Source organism: Streptomyces sp. GD-15H, from assembly GCF_045291515.1.
Taxonomy (GTDB): Bacteria; Actinomycetota; Actinomycetes; order Streptomycetales; family Streptomycetaceae; genus Streptomyces.
This window is the reverse complement of sequence record NZ_CP149447.1, coordinates 2500507-2520000: the sequence shown is the minus strand read 5'-3', so window position 1 is coordinate 2520000 and position 19494 is coordinate 2500507. Positions and strand designations below refer to the sequence as shown.

Genomic DNA, 19494 nt, shown 5'->3' with positions numbered 1-19494 from the left:
AGTCCCGCTACGGCGGGGCGACGCTGAGAACTTAAGCGCCAGTAAACGGCGGTGGTAACTATAACCATCCTAAGGTAGCGAAATTCCTTGTCGGGTAAGTTCCGACCTGCACGAATGGCGTAACGACTTCTCGACTGTCTCAACCATAGGCCCGGTGAAATTGCACTACGAGTAAAGATGCTCGTTTCGCGCAGCAGGACGGAAAGACCCCGGGACCTTTACTACAGTTTGATATTGGTGTTCGGTTCGGCTTGTGTAGGATAGCTGGGAGACCGGGAAGCCGCCACGCCAGTGGTGGTGGAGTCGTCGTTGAAATACCAGTCTGGTCGTGCTGGATGTCTAACCCGGGTCCGTGATCCGGATCGGGGACAGTGTCTGATGGGTAGTTTAACTGGGGCGGTTGCCTCCTAAAGGGTAACGGAGGCGCCCAAAGGTTCCCTCAGCCTGGTTGGCAATCAGGTGTTGAGTGTAAGTGCACAAGGGAGCTTGACTGTGAGACCGACGGGTCGAGCAGGGACGAAAGTCGGGACTAGTGATCCGGCGGTGGCTTGTGGAAGCGCCGTCGCTCAACGGATAAAAGGTACCCCGGGGATAACAGGCTGATCTTCCCCAAGAGTCCATATCGACGGGATGGTTTGGCACCTCGATGTCGGCTCGTCGCATCCTGGGGCTGGAGTCGGTCCCAAGGGTTGGGCTGTTCGCCCATTAAAGCGGTACGCGAGCTGGGTTTAGAACGTCGTGAGACAGTTCGGTCCCTATCCGCTGCGCGCGCAGGAGTCTTGAGAAGGGCTGTCCCTAGTACGAGAGGACCGGGACGGACGAACCTCTGGTGTGCCAGTTGTCCTGCCAAGGGCATGGCTGGTTGGCTACGTTCGGGAGGGATAACCGCTGAAAGCATCTAAGCGGGAAGCCTGCTTCGAGATGAGGGCTCCCACCCACGTGATGGGGTAAGGCTCCCAGGAGATGACTGGGTTGATAGGCCGGATATGGAAGCACGGTAACGTGTGGAGTTGACCGGTACTAATAGGCCGAGGGCTTGTCCCCAGGTTGCTCGCGTCCACTGTGTTGGTTCTGAAACCACGAACGCCGCCATGTGTGGTGCATGGTGTCGGTTGTCGAGTGTTTCGTAGTGTTTCGGTGGTCATAGCGTAGGGGAAACGCCCGGTTACATTCCGAACCCGGAAGCTAAGCCCTACCGCGCCGATGGTACTGCAGGGGGGACCCTGTGGGAGAGTAGGACGCCGCCGAACAAATTGTGACAGGGTTGGACCCCGAATTTCGGTTCGGGGTCCAACCCTTTTTTGTTTTGCGTCACTTGAAGTTCACGTTGCGCCATGAACATCCACCCCATGGGTACTGCTGAACTACTCAGGGCCGCCGGTGTCGGACTCGGTGACGAGGTGGTCGTGTCCGCCTTCGGGAACGTGGAAGTCGCCGAGGCCGTCACCCTCGCAGGCGCGTTGCCGGTGTTCGCCGAGATAGATCCGGTGACCTACTGCCTCGCGCCGGCCGCTGTGGAAGCGGCCATAACTCCGCGGACGGCAGCCGTCGTTGCCGTCCACCGCTTCGGCAGACAGGCCGACATCGCCCGGTTGCACATCCTCGGGCAGCGGCACGGCCTGCTGATACTGGAGCGCGGGGAGTCCGAGGGGCCGTACGACGAGATCGCTCGGCGCAGGGTACGGGCGGCCTATCTCGACGCGAAACTGCGGGGTGTTCGGACTCCCGACAGTGGCGACGGGCACACCTACCAGCAGTACGTCGTGCGAGTGCCCGGGAACGGCCGCCCGGACCGGGACGCGTTCGCACAAGCCCTACGGGCCAAGGGAGTTGAGTGCAGAGTGCCGGTGAAGACGCCCATGCACCGGCTGCCCGGGTTCCGGCGGTGCGTGTCTCTGCCCGAGACCGAGCGGGCCGCCGACGAGACGCTGGCCCTGCCCGTGGACGCCTCGCTGACCAAGCGGGACATGCAGCGTGTCGCGTCGGCCTGCAACGCGCTGGGCGGGCTGCTTCAGCCGGCTCTCTGAGCCGCGGTCGGGAACCCGGCTCCGAACCGCGGTTGGGAGCACAGGGCTGGTCAGGGTATGATCTGTCCCGTTGTCACCGCGGGAAACCGTAGAGCGACAACAAGCCCCTATAGCTCAGTCGGTAGAGCGTCTCCATGGTAAGGAGAAGGTCAACGGTTCGATTCCGTTTGGGGGCTCCGACAGAAAGGCCCCGCCCTCCCGGGCGGGGCCTTTCTCATGCCCTGGCTTTCATGCCTCGGCTCTCCCGTCCCGCAGCCCTCAGTCCTGGTGGAGGCCCGGGACGCGCATGGTGAGGATCGCCATGTCGTCGGAGGGGGCATCGGAGGCGAAGCGTTCCACGGCGCGCATGATGCGGGCGGCGACCGCGCCGGCGGTGAGGCCCGTGCAGGTCGTCAGGACCTCGGCGAGACCGTCGTCGCCCAGCATGTTCAGGCCCTCACGGCGCTCGGTGACACCGTCGGTGACGCACAGCAGGACGTCGCCCGGGTCGAGGGTGACCGTCTGCTCGTACAGGTCCAGGTCCTCGAGGACACCGAGGAGGGGCTGCGGTTCGGCGGCGGGTTCTACGGTGCCGTCCTGGCGCAGGCGCAGCGGGAGGGGATGGCCCGCGCACACCACCTTCAACTCCGCGCTGCCGTCCTCCTGCGGGCGCAGCTCGCCGTAGAGGAGGGTGAGGAAGCGGCTGCGGGTGCCCTCGTCGAGGATGGCGGAGTTCAGGCGCTCGAGGACCGCCGGGCCGCTGAGGCCCTCGCGGGCCAGCAGCCTGAGCGCGTGCCGGGCCAGCCCGGTGACGGCCGCGGCGTTCGGGCCCGTACCGCAGACGTCGCCGATGGCGAAGCCGTAGGCACCGTCGCTGATCGGGAACAGATCGTAGAAGTCGCCGCCGACTTCGTTGCCCTCGCCGGCCGCGCGGTAGATGACCTCGACCTCGACGCCGTCGATCACGGGGAGTTCCGGCGGCAGGAGGCTGCGCTGGAGGGACTGGCTGATGGCCGTGCGCTCGGAGTAGAGGCGGGCGTTGTCCAGGGCAAGGGCGGCCCTGCGGGAGAGGTCCTCGGCGAGTTCCAGGATCTCCTGCCGGAAGTGTTCGTCGGTCGGTTTGCCGAGCGTCAGCATGCCGATGACGCGGTTGCGGGCGACCAGGGGAAGGACCACCGTCTCGCCGCCCACCGCGGAGGCCGTCGTGAGGGTGGGGCTGATGCCAGGGGTGACCTGGTTGCTCGGGCCGCCGCTCAGGCCGAGGCTGCGCATGGAGGTGCGCAGGGCCGCCTGGTGGGCCACCTCGCCGGGCGCCGACCATACGCGGGCGCCGGGGGTGGGGACCGGGTCGGGCGGGGCCATCTTCGAGAGCAGGGACTTGATGCCGTCGATGAGTTCCTCGTCCTCGTGCAGGACGTAGGAGAGATACGGCTCGGAGGCCTGGTCGGCGATCGTGTAGACGGCACACCAGGTGGCCAGGGTCGGGACGGTCATCTGGGCCATGAGCGCCAGGGTCTGGTCGCGGTCCAAGGTGCCGGCCAGCAGGTCGGAGGCCTCGACGAGGAAGCTCAGTGAGCCGCGGCGCAGTCGTTCCAGCTCGCCCAGACGGGCCGACTCGACGGCCAGGGCGATGCGGTCGGCGGCGAACTGGAGGCGCAGCGCCTCCTCGTTGGAGTATCTGCCGGCTCCTTCCGCGGCGACGCCGAGAGAACCGGTGAGGCGGCCCTCGACCTTGAGCGGGACCGTGACGGCAGAGCGCATACCGGTGCCGTTGAGGAGAGGAACCGCGCCGGGCAGGGCGGAGAGGTCGTCGTGGACGGACGGCATCCGGGCCGAGCCGTAGCGGCCGGAGCCGGCCTCCACCGGGACGCGGGCGAAGCGCTGTCGGGCGGAGGGCAGGCCGGTGGAGGCGCGTACCTCGAGTTCGGTCTCGTCGTCGGTGGCGAGCAGGAGGAAGGCGGAGTCGCCGTCGAGCATGTCGCGGGCGCGTTCCACCGTACGCTGGAGGAGGCTGTCGAGGTCGTCCGGGGCGGGCGAGCCGATGAACACCTCGAAGGGGTCGGTGCTCTGATTCTCGGAGGTGTCGGAGGCGGGGACCCGCAACGGGGTCTGCAGAACAGCCCGTTCGTGGTCCCTGACGAGGAGGCACACGGTGGACGGATCGCCGTCCGCGTCACGGACGCGCAAGTGGGAGGCATAGACGGGGGTCACGCGGCCGTTGGCGTCCCTTATGCCGTAGCTGCCTTCCCAGCGGGAGAGTTGGAGCGCCTCCGCGATGCCGGTGCCGGTGCCGGGAGTGTGCGGCCAGGCTGCGAGATCGGTGAGCGGCTTACCGGTGACCTGCTCGGCCGTGTATCCGAAGAGCTCTTCCGCGTCCTCGTTCCAGGAGGAGATGGCGCCGGTCCGGTCGATCTGCACGACGGCGACGCGGACCCGGGCGTCGGCGATGGGCAGGAGGTCGGACGGCAGCGCCGGACCGGCCGCACGGGTGCCCACCGGGCGCTCGGGAATGTCGAGTTGGAACCAGACGGTCTTGTAGGTGGGGCTGTACTCCACGCCCCAGCGGTTGGCCAGGGCCGCGCAGAGCTGGAGGCCGCGTCCACCCTCGCGGTCGGGGCTGCCCATGGCGACGGCCGAGCCCTGGAGCGGCACTTCGCGTTCCGGATACCGGTCGGCCACCTCGATTCGCACGCCGTCGTCACAGCGCAGGCACAGGAGGTCGGCGGAGGTGCCGGCGTGGACCACGGCGTTGGTGACGAGCTCACTGGTGAGGACCACGGCGTCGTCGATGATGTCGGCGAACCCCCACCCCTGGAGGGTGTCGCGGACGAAAGCGCGGGCGCTCGCGACCGAGCGCCCGACGGGCTCGAAGCTGGCGGCCGCGCGCGCGGTGATCACAGAACTCCTCGAGCGGTTCTCGACGGGCATGGTTCCATGGCCGACCGGCTCGTCCCGCTGGTGCGGCAGACCGCTTGTCGGCCGTGGGTCCGGGGGCTGGTCCCCCGGGATCAGTCCGGTGGTCATGTGTGCGGCCGCCCTCCGATGCCCGCTCGACTCCGTGCCGGCCACCGCCCGGGCCGGACGGACCGGCGTGGCTGGACAGCCGCATGCAAGGTTACTTACCTTCGCGGTCCGAGCGGATGCCGGTCCGCAGTGTTCCGTCCGGAGGTGTCCGACGCCAGGAAGCTGTGCGGACGATGTGCGAAGCTGCCGAACTGTTATGGCCTGGTTCGGTGGGGGTGAAACACTGGGCAGGCTTGTTGTGGTGAAGGTCCGGACAGGCATGGTGTCTTCCGTGCCGGGTGGGCAGTGGCCTCGGGTGACGCCCCGGTCGGCCGGGCAGGTATCGCAGCAGCACAGGATATGCACGAGTAAGCAGAAGCAACGGCTTTCACGGGTACGCCGTGCGAGGGTGCCCGAGCACAAGCAGTAATGGTCGACCCCCGCGGGAGGGACACAGTGGAGTCTGGCGCAGCGACGCGGGGCACGAACACGCGCGCGAAGGGCGGACAGTCCCTGAGTAAGCAGGGCAGGGCGCGGGGCGGGACCACCGAGGTGGACTCGGCGGCCCTGAACCGCTTGATGGCGGCCCTGGTGGCGATGCGGGACGGCAACTTCCGCAAGCGGCTCACGGTGTCGGGTGACGGCCCGATGTCGGAGATCGCCGCGGTCTTCAACGAGGTGGCCGACCGCAATCTTCATCTGACGGGTGAGCTGGCGCGGGTGCGGCGCATGGTGGGGCGTGAGGGGAAGCTCACCGAGCGCCTGGAGACGGGGCTCTGCGAGGGATCCTGGTCGACCGCGATCGACAACTCGAACGCGTTGGTGGACGACCTGGCACGGCCCGTCTCCGAGGTCAGCCGGGTGCTGTCGGCGGTGGCCGAGGGTGATCTGTCGCCGCGGATGGAGTTGCGGACGCAGGCCGCCGACGGGTCGGGGCAGCCGCTGCGCGGCGAGTTCCTGAAGGTGGGCCGTACCGTCAACAACCTGGTCGACCAGCTGTCGAGCTTCACCGACGAGGTCACGCGCGTGGCCAGCGAGGTCGGCACCGAGGGCAAGCTGGGCGGTCAGGCCCGGGTGCGCGGCATGTCCGGTTCGTGGAAGGACCTCACGGACTCGGTCAACACCATGGCGGAGCGGCTGACGGCGCAGGTGCGCGACATCGCGCTGGTGACGACGGCGGTCGCCCGCGGCGACCTGTCACGCAAGGTCACCGTGCACGTCGAAGGCGAGATGCTGGAGCTGAAGAACACCGTCAACACGATGGTGGACCAGCTCTCGGCGTTCTCCTCCGAGGTGACCCGCGTCGCGCGCGAGGTGGGCACCGAGGGCGCGCTGGGCGGGCAGGCGCAGGTGCCCGGGGTGGACGGCGTGTGGAAGGAGCTCACCGATTCGGTGAACACCATGGCCGGGAACCTGACGGCCCAGGTGCGCGGGATCGCGGAGGTGACGACCGCCGTCGCCAACGGTGACCTGTCACGGAAGGTGACCGTGCCGGCGCGCGGCGAGGTCGCGCAGCTCGCCGAGACGATCAACCAGATGACCGAGACGCTGCGGATCTTCGCGGACGAGGTCACCCGGGTCGCCAACGAGGTCGGGGCCGAGGGGCAGCTGGGCGGTCAGGCGAACGTGCCGGGTGCCGCCGGTACCTGGAAGGACCTGACGGACTCCGTCAACACCGTGTTCCGGAACCTGACCACCCAGGTGCGGGACATCGCCGCCGTGACGACGGCGGTGGCCAACGGTGATCTGTCGCAGAAGGTCACCGTCGACGTGGCCGGCGAGATGCTGGAGCTGAAGAACACCGTCAACACGATGGTCGACCAGCTGTCCTCCTTCGGCGCCGAGGTCACGCGCGTGGCCCGGGAGGTCGGCGTCGAGGGTGAGCTGGGCGGCCAGGCGCAGGTGCCGGGGGCGGCGGGGACCTGGAAGGACCTCACCGACTCCGTCAACACCGCGTTCCGTAACCTCACCGGTCAGGTGAGGAACATCGCCCAGGTGACGACGGCGGTGGCCAACGGTGACCTGTCGCAGAAGGTCACCGTCGATGTCTCCGGTGAGATGCTCCAGCTGAAGAACACCGTGAACACGATGGTGGACCAGCTGTCGAGCTTCGCCGACCAGGTCACGCGCATGGCCCGGGACGTGGGCACGGAGGGCCGCCTGGGCGGTCAGGCCCGCGTGGACGGCGTGTCGGGCACCTGGAAGGAACTCACCGACTCCGTCAACTCGATGGCGTCCAATCTGACCGGCCAGGTGCGCAACATCGCCCAGGTCACGACGGCGGTGGCCCGGGGTGACCTGTCGCAGAAGATCACCGTGGACGCGCGCGGCGAGATCCTGGAGCTGAAGAACACCGTGAACACGATGGTGGATCAGCTGTCCTCCTTCGCCGACCAGGTCACGCGCGTGGCCCGGGAGGTGGGCACGGAGGGCCGGCTGGGGGCCAGGCGCAGGTGCCCGGTGTCGCCGGTGTGTGGCGCGACCTCACCGACTCCGTGAACGGCATGGCCGGCAACCTCACCGCGCAGGTCCGGAACATCGCCCAGGTGGCGACGGCGGTGGCCCGGGGTGACCTGTCGCAGAAGATCACCGTGGACGCGCGCGGCGAGATCCTGGAGCTGAAGAACACCCTGAACACGATGGTGGACCAGCTGTCGTCGTTCGCCGAGGAGGTCACGCGCGTGGCCCGGGAGGTGGGTACGGAGGGCATCCTCGGCGGTCAGGCCGAGGTGCAGGGCGTCTCCGGCACCTGGAAGGACCTCACCCAGTCGGTGAACGGCATGGCGAACAACCTGACCCTCCAGGTGCGCAACATCGCCGAGGTCACCACCGCGGTCGCCCGGGGTGATCTGTCGAAGAAGATCACCGTCGACGCCAAGGGCGAGATCCTCGAGCTCGTCACCACCGTCAACACGATGGTGGACCAGCTGTCGTCGTTCGCCGAGCAGGTGACCAGGGTGGCGCGTGAGGTGGGCACCGAGGGCATCCTGGGCGGTCAGGCCCATGTGCCCGGGGTCACGGGCATCTGGAAGGACCTGAGCGACAACGTCAACCTGATGGCCAAGAACCTCACCACCCAGGTGCGGAACATCTCCGAGGTCTCCGCCGCGGTCGCCAACGGCGACCTGACGCGACAGGTCACCATCGAGGCGCGCGGTGAGCTGGCACAGCTCGCCGACACCATCAACATCATGGTGAGGACGCTGAGTTCGTTTGCCGAGCAGGTCACCAAGGTGGCCCGCGAGGTGGGTACGGACGGCATCCTCGGCGGCCAGGCGCACGTACCTGGTGTGGCGGGTACGTGGAAGGACCTCACCGAGTCCGTGAATCGGATGGCGTCCAACCTGACCGGTCAGGTGCGCAACATCGCCATGGTGACCACGGCCATCGCCAAGGGTGACCTGACGAAGAAGATCGACATCGACGCACGGGGCGAGATCCTCGAGCTGAAGACCACCATCAACACGATGGTGGACCAGCTGTCCTCCTTCGCCGAGGAGGTCACGCGCGTGGCCCGCGAGGTGGGCACGGAGGGTCAGCTCGGCGGTCAGGCACGCGTGCGGGACGTCGACGGCACCTGGCGGGACCTGACCGAGTCGGTGAACGAGATGGCCGGGAATCTGACCCGGCAGGTGCGGGCCATCGCGCGCGTGGCGACCGCTGTGACCCGCGGTGACCTGAACCTGAAGATCGACGTGGACGCGTCCGGGGAGATCCAGGAGCTCCAGGACTACATCAACAAGATGATCGCCAACCTGCGCGACACCACGATCGCCAACAAGGAGCAGGACTGGCTGAAGGGCAATCTGGCCCGTATCTCCGCGCTGATGCAGGGCCGCCGGGATCTGGAGGACGTGGCCTCGCTGATCATGAGCGAGCTGACGCCCGTGGTCTCCGCGCAGCACGGCGCGTTCTTCCTCTCGATGCCGCTGGTCGACGGGGAGGACGTGAGTGCCACCGAGGACGACCAGTACGAGCTGCGCATGCTCGGTTCGTACGGCTACTCGCTGGGCTCCATGCCGACGTCGTTCCGGCCCGGTGAGGGGCTCATCGGGACGGCCGCCATGGAGAAGCGCACGATCCTGGTGGAGAACGCGCCCAGTGGCTACCTGAAGATCTTGTCGGGGCTCGGGGAGGCGCCGCCGGCACAGGTGATCGTGCTTCCGGTGCTGTTCGAGGGGACCGTGCTGGGCGTCATCGAACTGGCTTCCTTCACTCCGTTCACGCACATCCAGAAGGACTTCCTGAACCAGATCGCCGAGATGATCGCGACGAGCGTCAACACCATCTCGGTGAACACCAAGACCGAGCTGCTGCTGGCTCAGTCGCAGGAGCTGACCGAGCAACTGCGCGAGCGTTCGGCCGAGTTGGAGCAGCGGCAGAAGGCACTCCAGGCATCCAACGCCGAATTGGAGGAGAAGGCAGAGCTGTTGGCGCAGCAGAACCGCGACATCGAGGTGAAGAACACCGAGATCGAGGAGGCGCGGCAGGTTTTGGAGGAGCGCGCCGAGCAACTCGCGGTCTCCATGCGCTACAAGAGCGAGTTCCTGGCCAACATGTCGCACGAGCTGCGGACGCCGCTCAACTCACTGCTGATCCTGGCCAAGTTGCTCGCCGACAACGCCGAGGGGAACCTCTCCCTGAAGCAGGTCGAGTTCGCCGAGACCATCCACGGCGCCGGCTCCGACCTGCTGCAGCTGATCAACGACATCCTCGACCTGTCGAAGGTCGAGGCGGGCAAGATGGACGTCTCCCCGACGCGTATCGCGCTCGTCCAGCTCGTGGACTACGTGGAGGCCACCTTCCGGCCGCTGACCGCGGAGAAGGGCCTGGACCTGTCGGTCAGGGTCTCCCCGGAGCTGCCGGCCACGCTGCACACCGACGAGCAGCGGCTGCTCCAGGTACTGCGCAACCTGCTGTCGAACGCGGTGAAGTTCACCGACTCCGGGTCGGTCGAGCTGGTCATCCGGCCCGCCCGGGACGACGTCCCGCAGGCCATCCGTGAGCAGTTGCTGGAGGCCGGGTCGCTGACCGACCCGGACGCCGACCTGATCGCGTTCTCGGTGTCCGACACGGGCATCGGGATCGCCTCCAGCAAGATGCGGGTGATCTTCGAGGCGTTCAAGCAGGCGGACGGCACGACCAGTCGCAAGTACGGCGGTACGGGGCTCGGGCTGTCCATCTCGAGGGAGATCGCGCAACTGCTCGGCGGTGAGATCCACGCGCAGAGCGAGCCGGGCCGCGGCTCGACGTTCACGCTGTATCTCCCGCTGCACCCGACCGAGTTGCCCCCGCACGGCTATCAGCAGCCCATGCCGGCGCTGGAGAGCGGCGGCCCGACGGCGTCGGTCGATTCCGCCGACCCGACGGTCGCGGCACCGGCCGAGGTGACGTCGTACCAGGAGCCCCGGAACGGTCCGGCCGCGCTGTTCCGGCGGCGCCGCAGGCCGCTGCCCCAGCTGGAGGGGCGGCCCGCGCGGCAGGCCCCCGAGCAGTGGGCCGGCACGGAGCAGGAACAGGAGCCGGCGGCCCGGTCGCACCGCGGTATCCGGTTCGGAGGGCAGAAGGTACTGATCGTCGACGACGACATCCGCAACGTGTTCGCGCTGACCAGCGTCCTGGAACAGCACGGCCTTTCCGTGCTGTACGCGGAGAACGGCCGCGAGGGCATCGAGGTGTTGGAGCAGCACGACGACGTGGCGGTCGTCCTGATGGACATCATGATGCCCGAGATGGACGGATACGCGACGACGACGGCGATTCGCCGGATGCCGCAGTTCGCGGGGCTCCCGATCATCGCGCTCACCGCGAAGGCGATGAAGGGCGACCGTGAGAAGGCGATCGAGTCGGGAGCCTCCGACTACGTGACGAAGCCCGTCGACCCCGATCACCTGCTGTCGGTGATGCAGGAGTGGATGAGGGGGGCCTGAGGGCGGCAGCACGGGAGAGGGGGGCGTGCGGGCGGCGTCCCGGCGGCGTGCGATGGTGGTGGGAAGCTTCGCCGCCCACGTGAAATCGTTGTCGTAGTGTGCGCGAAGTTGTGTAGAAGTACGTGATCCGGGGAACCTTCCGGTCTCCTGCCGCGTTTCCGCTACGTGCACAGTGACATCACGGTGACAGGGTGTGGCGACAGGCGGGGTGCGGCTACGATGACCGGCACAAGGACGGGCGGCGCAAGGGAGTCGTCCCCTGGGGCGGCACCCGCCGGTGCCCATCCAGGTCCTGCGGACAGGGGAGGCCCCAAGCCGGGGCGAGGAGGGCGGGCCATGGTGCAGAAGGCCAAGATCCTCCTGGTCGATGACCGGCCGGAGAATCTGCTGGCGCTGGAGGCGATCCTCTCGGCGCTCGATCAGACGCTGGTACGGGCATCGTCCGGGAAGAAGCACTCAAGGCACTGCTCACGGATGATTTCGCGGTCATCCTGCTGGATGTCCAGATGCCGGGCATGGACGGCTTCGAGACCGCGGCACACATCAAGCGGCGGGAACGGACCAGGGACATCCCGATCATCTTCCTCACCGCGATCAACCACGGCCCGCACCACACCTTCCGCGGCTACGCGGCGGGTGCGGTCGACTACATCTCCAAGCCGTTCGACCCGTGGGTGCTGCGCGCGAAGGTCTCGGTGTTCGTCGACCTGTACATGAAGAACTGTCAGCTGAGAGAGCAGGCGGGGCTGCTGCGGCTCCAGTTGGAGGGCGACGAGAAGGAGCCCGGGGAGCAGAAGGAACCCGTCGGCCTGCTCGCCGAACTCTCCGCGCGGCTCGCGGCCGTCGAGGAACAGGCCGAGGCCCTGACCAAGCAGCTCAACGACGAATCGACCGACGCGGCCGCGGTGGCCACGGCGGCCCACCTGGAGCGCAAGCTCACGGGGTTGCGGCGCGCACTGGACGCGCTGGAACCGGGCACGGGCCCCGCGTCGCCGATCCCGTCGCAGAACTGACCGGCAGGTTACGGCTCTTGCCGCTCACCCGACACGGTCCCGGGGTGAGGCGGCGTCAGTTCGGCGCCTCCGCTGAAGCGACACGAACGGGTGAAGCGTCTGGCACGCGTGTCCACAGGCGTCTCCACCGGTAACCTCACCCCCATGGCCTCACGTCCCTCCGCTGCCAAGAAGCCACCCGCGAAGAAGGCGGCTGCTTCCGCGAAGGCTCCGGCGAAGAAGGCCGCTGCCAAGAAGCCGCCCGCGAAGAAGGCCGCGGCGAAGAAACCCGCGCCCAAACCGGCTCCGAGCCCGACGGGCGGCATCTACCGTCTGGTGCGCGCCCTGTGGCTCGGCCTGGCGCACGCCGTCGGGGCGGTCTTCCGCGGCGTAGGGCAGGGTGCCAGGAACCTCGACCCCGCCCACCGCAAGGACGGCCTCGCGCTGCTGCTGCTCGGCATCGCACTCATCGTCGCCGCGGGCACCTGGGCCGACCTCGAGGGGCCCGTGGGCGACCTCGTGGAGATCCTGGTCACCGGCGCCTTCGGCCGGCTCGACCTACTGGTGCCGATCCTGGTCGCGGTCATCGCCGTGCGCTTCATCCGGCATCCGGAGAAGCCGGAGGCCAACGGACGCATCGTCATCGGCCTGTCGGCGCTCCTCATCGGTGTGCTCGGCCAGATCCACATCGCCTGCGGCTCGCCCGCCCGCAGCGACGGCATGCACGCCATACGGGACGCCGGCGGGCTCATCGGCTGGGGCGCGGCCACGCCACTGTCGTACACCATGACCGATGTGCTCGCCGTTCCCCTGCTGGTACTGCTCACCGTCTTCGGTCTGCTGGTCGTCACGGCCACCCCGGTCAACGCCGTCCCGCAGCGGCTGCGGCTGCTCGGCACCAGGCTGGGGCTCCTCCACGACCGGACGCCCGAGGAGTTCGGCGAGGACGACGAGCGCTACGAGGAGCAGTGGCGCGAGGCGTTGCCCGCCGGCCGCCGCGGACGCGGACGGGTGCCCCAGGAGTACGACCCCGACATCGCGGAGCAGGAAGCGCTCTCTCGGCGACGTGGCCGCCCGCGTAGGTCCGCGGTGCCACAGCCCGACATGAACCGGCCGATGGACGCTGTGGACGTGGCCGCCGCGGCCGCTGCCGCGCTCGACGGTGCCGTGCTGCACGGGATGCCGCCCTCGCCGATCGTCGCCGACCTCACCCAGGGCGTACGCGTGGGGGACCGCGAGCCGACCACGCCGACACCGGTCCCGACCGCGCGCCCCCCGCAGGACCAGCCGGGTCAGGGCCAGCCGAGTCAGGGCACGTCGAGGCGGAGCGGGTCGCGGCAGGGCGAGCAGAATCAGGAACAGGCGGACACCGGCGTCCCGGACCTCACCAAGGCCCCTGCCGAGCCCCGCGACCTGCCTTCGCGCGCCGAGCAGCTCCAACTGTCCGGCGACGTCACCTACTCCCTGCCGCCCCTCGGCCTCCTCACCCGCGGCGGCCCCGGCAAGGCGCGCAGCGCCGCCAACGACGCCATCGTCGACTCTCTCACCACCGTGTTCACCGAGTTCAAGGTCGATGCCCGGGTCACCGGCTTCACGCGCGGGCCGACGGTCACCCGCTACGAGGTGGAACTCGGCCCCGCCGTGAAGGTCGAGCGGATCACCGCGCTGACGAAGAACATCGCGTACGCCGTCGCCAGCCCCGACGTACGCATCATCAGCCCCATCCCCGGCAAGTCCGCCGTCGGTATCGAGATCCCGAACACCGACCGGGAGATGGTCAACCTCGGTGACGTACTGCGGCTCGCGCAGTCCGCCGAGGACGACGACCCGATGCTGGTCGCCTTCGGCAAGGACGTCGAGGGCGGCTACGTCATGCACTCGCTGGCGAAGATGCCGCACATCCTGGTCGCCGGCGCCACCGGCTCCGGCAAGTCGTCCTGCATCAACTGCCTGATCACGTCGGTCATGATGCGGGCGACGCCGGAGGACGTCCGGATGATCCTGGTCGACCCCAAGCGGGTGGAACTCACCGCCTACGAGGGCATCCCGCACCTGATCACGCCGATCATCACCAACCCCAAACGGGCGGCCGAGGCCCTCCAGTGGGTCGTCCGTGAGATGGACCTCCGCTACGACGACCTGGCCGCCTACGGGTACCGGCACATCGACGACTTCAACCGCGCGGTGCGCGACGGCAAGGTCAAGCCGCCGGAGGGCAGCGAGCGCGAGCTCCAGCCGTACCCGTATCTGCTGGTGATCGTCGACGAGCTGGCCGACCTGATGATGGTCGCCCCGCGCGACGTCGAGGACGCCATCGTGCGCATCACGCAACTCGCGCGGGCGGCCGGTATCCACCTGGTGCTCGCCACGCAGCGGCCCTCGGTCGACGTCGTCACCGGTCTGATCAAGGCCAATGTGCCCTCCCGGCTCGCGTTCGCCACCTCGTCCCTCGCGGACTCGCGGGTCATCCTCGACCAGCCCGGTGCCGAGAAGCTGATCGGCAAGGGCGACGGCCTCTTCCTGCCGATGGGGGCGAACAAACCCACCCGTATGCAGGGCGCGTTCGTGACCGAGGAAGAGATCGCCGTCGTCGTCCAGCACTGCAAGGACCAGATGACGCCCGTCTTCCGGGAGGACGTCGTCGTCGGGACCAAGCAGAAGAAGGAGATCGACGAGGACATCGGCGACGACCTCGACCTGCTGTGCCAGGCGGCCGAACTGGTCGTCTCCACCCAGTTCGGGTCGACGTCCATGCTCCAGCGCAAGCTGCGCGTGGGCTTCGCGAAGGCCTGGCTCATGGACCTCATGGAGTCACGGAACATCGTCGGACCGAGTGAGGGTTCGAAGGCACGTGACGTTCTTGTGAAGGCCGAGGAACTGGATGGCGTGCTCGCGCTGATCCGGGGGGAGTCTGAAGGGTAGGCAGGCGGGACACGGTCGTCGCAGCCGGATGGCGGATCGTGACCCACCCGTAAGGGATCACCGCGCAACCGTTTCCCTTCGGCGTACGTCAACTTGAGGGAAGCGACAAACCGCAGGTACGCCATCGGCATGTCGGGCCATCCCGATGGCGTACAAAGTCCGACCGCCCGGTTGCCCCACCCTTTTGTCATCCCCCTAGACTGAACCTCCAGCACAGGTGGCTACACGCTCGAAAGGCGCCCCCGTGTCCATCGGCAACTCCCCTGAAGACGAGCGTCCGTTCGAAGACGTATCCGAGGAAGCCCGCCCCTCCGTCGGCCGTGTGCTGCAGCAGGCACGCATCGCCGCCGGCCTCACCGTCGACGACGTCACCGCCGCCACCCGGGTCCGTAGCGCCATCGTGCACGCCATCGAGGCGGACAACTTCGAGCCCTGCGGCGGCGATGTCTACGCGCGCGGGCACATCCGAAACCTGGCCAGGGCCGTACACCTCGACCCCGCCCCGCTGATCGCCCAGTACGAGGCCGAGCACGGAGGCCGCCCGGCTCCCACCCCGGCCGCCCCCCTGTTCGAGGCGGAACGCATCCGCCCGGAGAGGCGCGGACCCAACTGGACCGCGGCCATGGTCGCCGCAATCGTCGTCGTGGTCGGCTTCGTCGGATTCACCATGGTCAAGGGCGGCGACGACGGCGGCAAGGAGAACGTCGCCGACGGCGCCACCCCTAGCGCGTCCGAATCGTCCACCCCCAAGTCCAAGAAGCCCGCCGCCCCCAAGCCGGAGCCCTCGGACAGCGCCATCGCGGCCGCGCCGCAGGACAAGGTGACCGTCATGGTGAGCGCCCCCGACGGGCGCAGCTGGATCTCCGCCAAGGACCACAGCGGCCGGCTGCTCTTCGACGGGCTGCTCAAGCAGGGCGACTCCAAGACCTTCCAGGACAGCACGAAGATCAACCTGGTACTCGGTGACGCCGGCGCGATCGACCTCTTCGTCAACGGCAAGAAGATCGAGGACGACTGGCAGCCGGGGGCCGTGGAACGCCTCACGTACACCAAGGGCGACCCGCAGGCCGGATAGACGGACGCGGACGATGCTTCCCCGACGGGGTTGGCCGATCGGTCAACCCCGTCGGTCAACCCCGTCGACGGGGGGTGCCAGCGGGACGAAGTAGTCTTGAGCCCATGCCTGAACGCCGCACCGTCGCACTCGTCACCCTTGGCTGCGCCCGTAACGAGGTGGACTCGGAGGAGCTCGCAGGCCGTTTGGAGGCGGACGGCTGGCAGCTCGTGGAGGACGCCGGAGAAGCGGACGTCGCCGTCGTGAACACCTGCGGCTTCGTCGAAGCCGCCAAGAAGGACTCCGTCGACGCCCTCCTGGAGGCCAACGACCTCAAGGGCCACGGAAGAACGCAGGCCGTGGTGGCGGTGGGCTGCATGGCCGAGCGGTACGGCAAGGAACTGGCCGAGGCGCTCCCCGAGGCCGACGGTGTGCTCGGCTTCGACGACTACACCGACATCTCGGACCGCCTCCAGACCATCCTGAACGGCGGCATCCACGCCTCCCACACCCCCCGCGACCGGCGCAAGCTGCTGCCGATCAGCCCCGCCGAGCGCCAGGAGTCCGCCACGTCCGTCGCGCTCCCGGGGCACGGCCCGATGGACCTCCCCGAGGGAGTCGCCCCGGCCTCCGGACCCCGCGCGCCCCTGCGGCGCCGGCTGGACGGCACCCCCGTCGCCTCGGTGAAGCTCGCCTCCGGCTGCGACCGGCGCTGCTCCTTCTGCGCCATCCCGTCCTTCCGCGGCTCCTTCATCTCGCGCCGCCCGAGCGATGTGCTGGGCGAGACGCGGTGGCTGGCCGAGCAAGGGGTGAAGGAGATCATGCTGGTCTCCGAGAACAACACCTCCTACGGCAAGGACCTCGGCGACATCCGCCTCCTGGAGTCCCTGCTGCCCGAACTCGCCGAGGTCGACGGCATCGAGCGGGTCCGCGTCAGCTACCTCCAGCCCGCCGAGATGCGCCCCGGCCTGATCGACGTACTGACCTCCACACCGGGGGTCGTCCCGTACTTCGACCTGTCCTTCCAGCACTCCGCGCCCGACGTCCTGCGCGCGATGCGCCGCTTCGGCGACACCGACCGCTTTTTGGAGCTCCTCGACACCATCCGGAGCAAGGCGCCGCAGGCCGGTGTGCGCTCCAACTTCATCGTCGGCTTCCCCGGCGAGTCCGAGGCCGACCTCGCCGAGCTGGAGCGGTTCCTGAACCACGCCCGCCTGGACGCCATCGGTGTCTTCGGCTACTCCGACGAGGAGGGCACCGAGGCGGCGACGTACGAGCACAAGCTGGACGAGGACGTCGTCGCCGAGCGGCTGGCGCATGTCTCCCGGATGGCCGAGGAACTCGTCTCGCAGCGGGCCGAGGAGCGGATCAACGAGACCGTGCACGTGCTGGTGGAGTCCGTCGACGACGAGGAGGGCGTGTGCGGACGTGCGGCGCACCAGGCCCCCGAGACGGACGGCCAGGTGCTGCTCACGAGCGGCACGGGTCTGCGTCCGGGCCGTATGGTCGAGGCGAAGGTCGTCGGCACGGAAGGTGTCGACCTGGTGGCGGAGCCGCTCTTCCAGGGTTCGCCCGCGTTGAGTCAGGAGGCTGGCAGATGACGGGTGTCCCGGCATCCGCGGCGGGAGGCCCCTCCGGCGCGAGGAGGGCGCCGGCGAGTCCGGCGGGCCGCCCGAGGCCCGGTGGGACCGCGGGCGGTGACGCCTCCCGGGCCTCGGCTTCCGGCGGCATGACCGACCGCGTCACAGGCGGCAACGGCAATGGCCACGGCAACGACGACCGTGACGGGCAGTCGGCGCGGGGCGGGAAGATCACGGCGGCGGCCGTGAATCAGGCCAGCGTCTGGAACGTCGCCAACCTGCTCACCATGCTCCGGCTGATGCTCGTACCGGCATTCGTCGCCCTCATGCTCGCCGACGGCGGATACGACCCGGCCTGGCGCGCGCTCGCGTGGGCGGCCTTCGCCGTCGCCATGATCACCGACCTGTTCGACGGTCATCTGGCGCGCGCCTACGACCTCGTCACCGACTTCGGCAAGATCGCCGACCCCATCGCCGACAAGGCGATCATGGGAGCGGCACTGATCTGTCTCTCCGCGCTGGGCGATCTCCCCTGGTGGGTCACCGGCGTCATCCTCGGCCGGGAACTCGGCGTCACCCTGCTGCGCTTTCTGGTCATCCGCTACGGCGTGATCCCGGCAAGTCGCGGGGGCAAGCTCAAGACCCTCACCCAGGGCGTGGCCGTCGGCATGTACGTGCTGGCGCTGACCGGGTGGCTGGCCACACTGCGGTTCTGGGTGATGGCGGCGGCCGTCGTGCTCACCGTCGTGACCGGGCTCGACTATGTGAGGCAGGCCATGGTGCTGCGCAGGAAGGGAATCATCGAGCGCGAAGCGGCGTTGAAGGAACCGGAAGCTTGAGTTCGCAGGCCGTCGAAGTGGTGCGACTACTCACCGTCAATGGTGGGACGCTCGCCGTCGCCGAGTCGCTCACCGGCGGTCTGGTCGCGGCGGAGATCACCTCCGTCCCCGGAGCGTCGAAGGTCTTCCGCGGCTCGGTGACGGCGTACGCCACCGAGCTGAAGCACGAACTGCTCGGCGTCGACGCCACCCTGCTGGCGCAGCGCGGAGCGGTGGATCCGCAGGTGGCGGCCGAGATGGCGGCCGGCGTCCGCAAGGCGCTGGGCACCGATTGGGGCATCGCGACCACGGGCGTCGCCGGTCCGGATCCCCAGGACGGACAACCCGTCGGGACGGTCTATGTGGCGGTGTGCGGGCCGTCGGCGACGGATTCCGGTTTTGCCGGTGGCGGAAAAGTGGAGCATCTGCGGTTGAACGGCGACCGGGCGGAAATTCGTATGGAGAGTGTACGGAGCGTACTCGCACTGCTTCTCGGGGAGCTTGCGGGCGAACAGACCGGGAATGAGCGGGCACAGGATACGGAACGGAACGGGGGGTTTTGATGGTTGCAGCCCAGAGTGAACATGACATCGCTCCCCGCACGGCCGCGGCGCAAGGCGGTACGGTGGGGCGAGAAGGATCTGAATACACGGCCCGAGGAGGGAGCCACCGATGATTCTGCTCCGTCGCCTGCTGGGTGACGTGCTGCGTCGGCAGCGCCAACGCCAGGGCCGTACTCTGCGCGAAGTCTCCTCGTCCGCCCGAGTCTCACTCGGCTATCTCTCCGAGGTGGAGCGGGGGCAGAAGGAGGCTTCCTCCGAGCTGCTCTCCGCGATCTGCGACGCGCTGGACGTACGGATGTCCGAGCTCATGCGGGAAGTGAGCGACGAGCTCGCCCTCGCCGAGCTGGCCCGGTCGGCTGCGGCGACCCCCAGCGAACCCGTGCCCGCGTCGGTCCGCCCGATGCTGGGTTCCGTCTCGGTGACCGGCGTGCCACCGGAACGGGTGACCATCAAGGCGCCCGCCGAGGCGGTCGACGTCGTCGCCGCCTGAGCGGTGTGAAGGTGTGAGAGGCCCCGGCCGGGGTCCTTCCGGAAGTTCCGGAGGGGTGCCGCCGGGGTTTTCGCTTGCCCACGGCCCCCCGGTGCGTGCGTTTGCCGGTCCGGGGCGTGACGGCGATGGTTGAGGG

At 68.5% G+C, this 19494-nt stretch carries 8 protein-coding genes, 1 tRNA gene, 2 rRNA genes and 2 pseudogenes (1 of these 13 only partly in view); 12 read left to right on the top strand and 1 reads right to left on the bottom strand.

Annotated features, from left to right (window positions below):
- The 4 genes from WJ438_RS11775 to WJ438_RS11760 form a co-directional block, all read left to right on the top strand.
- A 23S ribosomal RNA gene (locus WJ438_RS11775) occupies positions 1-1044 on the top strand (it extends 2078 nt beyond the left edge of the window).
- A gap of 89 nt (positions 1045-1133) precedes the next feature.
- Positions 1134-1250 (top strand): 5S ribosomal RNA (rrf, locus tag WJ438_RS11770).
- A gap of 99 nt (positions 1251-1349) precedes the next feature.
- Positions 1350-2027: a DegT/DnrJ/EryC1/StrS family aminotransferase gene (locus WJ438_RS11765; RefSeq protein WP_406725194.1), complete on the top strand. Its 678-nt coding sequence runs from the start codon at positions 1350-1352 to the stop codon at positions 2025-2027.
- Positions 2028-2130: 103 nt separating this feature from the next.
- Positions 2131-2203 (top strand) — tRNA-Thr (locus WJ438_RS11760).
- Positions 2204-2285: 82 nt separating this feature from the next.
- Here the strand turns inward: WJ438_RS11760 and WJ438_RS11755 are convergent.
- Entirely contained in the window at positions 2286-5030 is a 2745-nt protein-coding gene (locus WJ438_RS11755; RefSeq protein WP_406725193.1) for a SpoIIE family protein phosphatase, read from the bottom strand.
- Between the two features lie 435 nt (positions 5031-5465).
- Between WJ438_RS11755 and WJ438_RS11750 the strand changes: the two are divergent.
- The 8 genes and pseudogenes from WJ438_RS11750 to WJ438_RS11715 all read left to right on the top strand — a co-directional run bounded on the left by WJ438_RS11750 (position 5466) and on the right by WJ438_RS11715 (position 19358).
- Positions 5466-10939 (top strand): annotated as a pseudogene (locus tag WJ438_RS11750) (HAMP domain-containing protein).
- A gap of 336 nt (positions 10940-11275) precedes the next feature.
- Positions 11276-11952 (top strand): annotated as a pseudogene (locus WJ438_RS11745) (two-component system response regulator).
- A gap of 144 nt (positions 11953-12096) precedes the next feature.
- Positions 12097-14853, top strand: a complete 2757-nt coding sequence (locus WJ438_RS11740; protein WP_406725192.1) for a DNA translocase FtsK — start codon at positions 12097-12099, stop codon at positions 14851-14853.
- 244 nt (positions 14854-15097) lie between these two features.
- On the top strand, positions 15098-15928 hold the full coding sequence (locus WJ438_RS11735; RefSeq protein WP_406725191.1) for a helix-turn-helix domain-containing protein: 831 nt from the start codon (positions 15098-15100) through the stop codon (positions 15926-15928).
- A 104-nt stretch (positions 15929-16032) separates the two neighbouring features.
- Complete coding sequence (rimO, locus tag WJ438_RS11730) at positions 16033-17508, top strand: 30S ribosomal protein S12 methylthiotransferase RimO (RefSeq protein WP_406725190.1); 1476 nt, start codon at positions 16033-16035, stop codon at positions 17506-17508.
- Positions 17505-18326 carry a CDP-diacylglycerol--glycerol-3-phosphate 3-phosphatidyltransferase gene (gene pgsA / locus WJ438_RS11725; RefSeq protein WP_406725189.1) on the top strand — a complete coding sequence of 274 codons (822 nt, stop codon included), beginning with the start codon at positions 17505-17507 and terminating at the stop codon, positions 18324-18326. The genes rimO and pgsA overlap by 4 nt, the downstream gene beginning before the upstream one ends.
- A complete protein-coding gene (locus WJ438_RS11720; protein ID WP_406725188.1) occupies positions 18323-18868 on the top strand; it encodes a CinA family protein in 546 nt (181 codons plus the stop codon). The genes pgsA and WJ438_RS11720 overlap by 4 nt, the downstream gene beginning before the upstream one ends.
- A 109-nt stretch (positions 18869-18977) precedes the next feature.
- Complete coding sequence (locus tag WJ438_RS11715; protein WP_109380085.1) at positions 18978-19358, top strand: helix-turn-helix domain-containing protein; 381 nt, start codon at positions 18978-18980, stop codon at positions 19356-19358.
- Positions 19359-19494 lie beyond the last annotated feature (136 nt).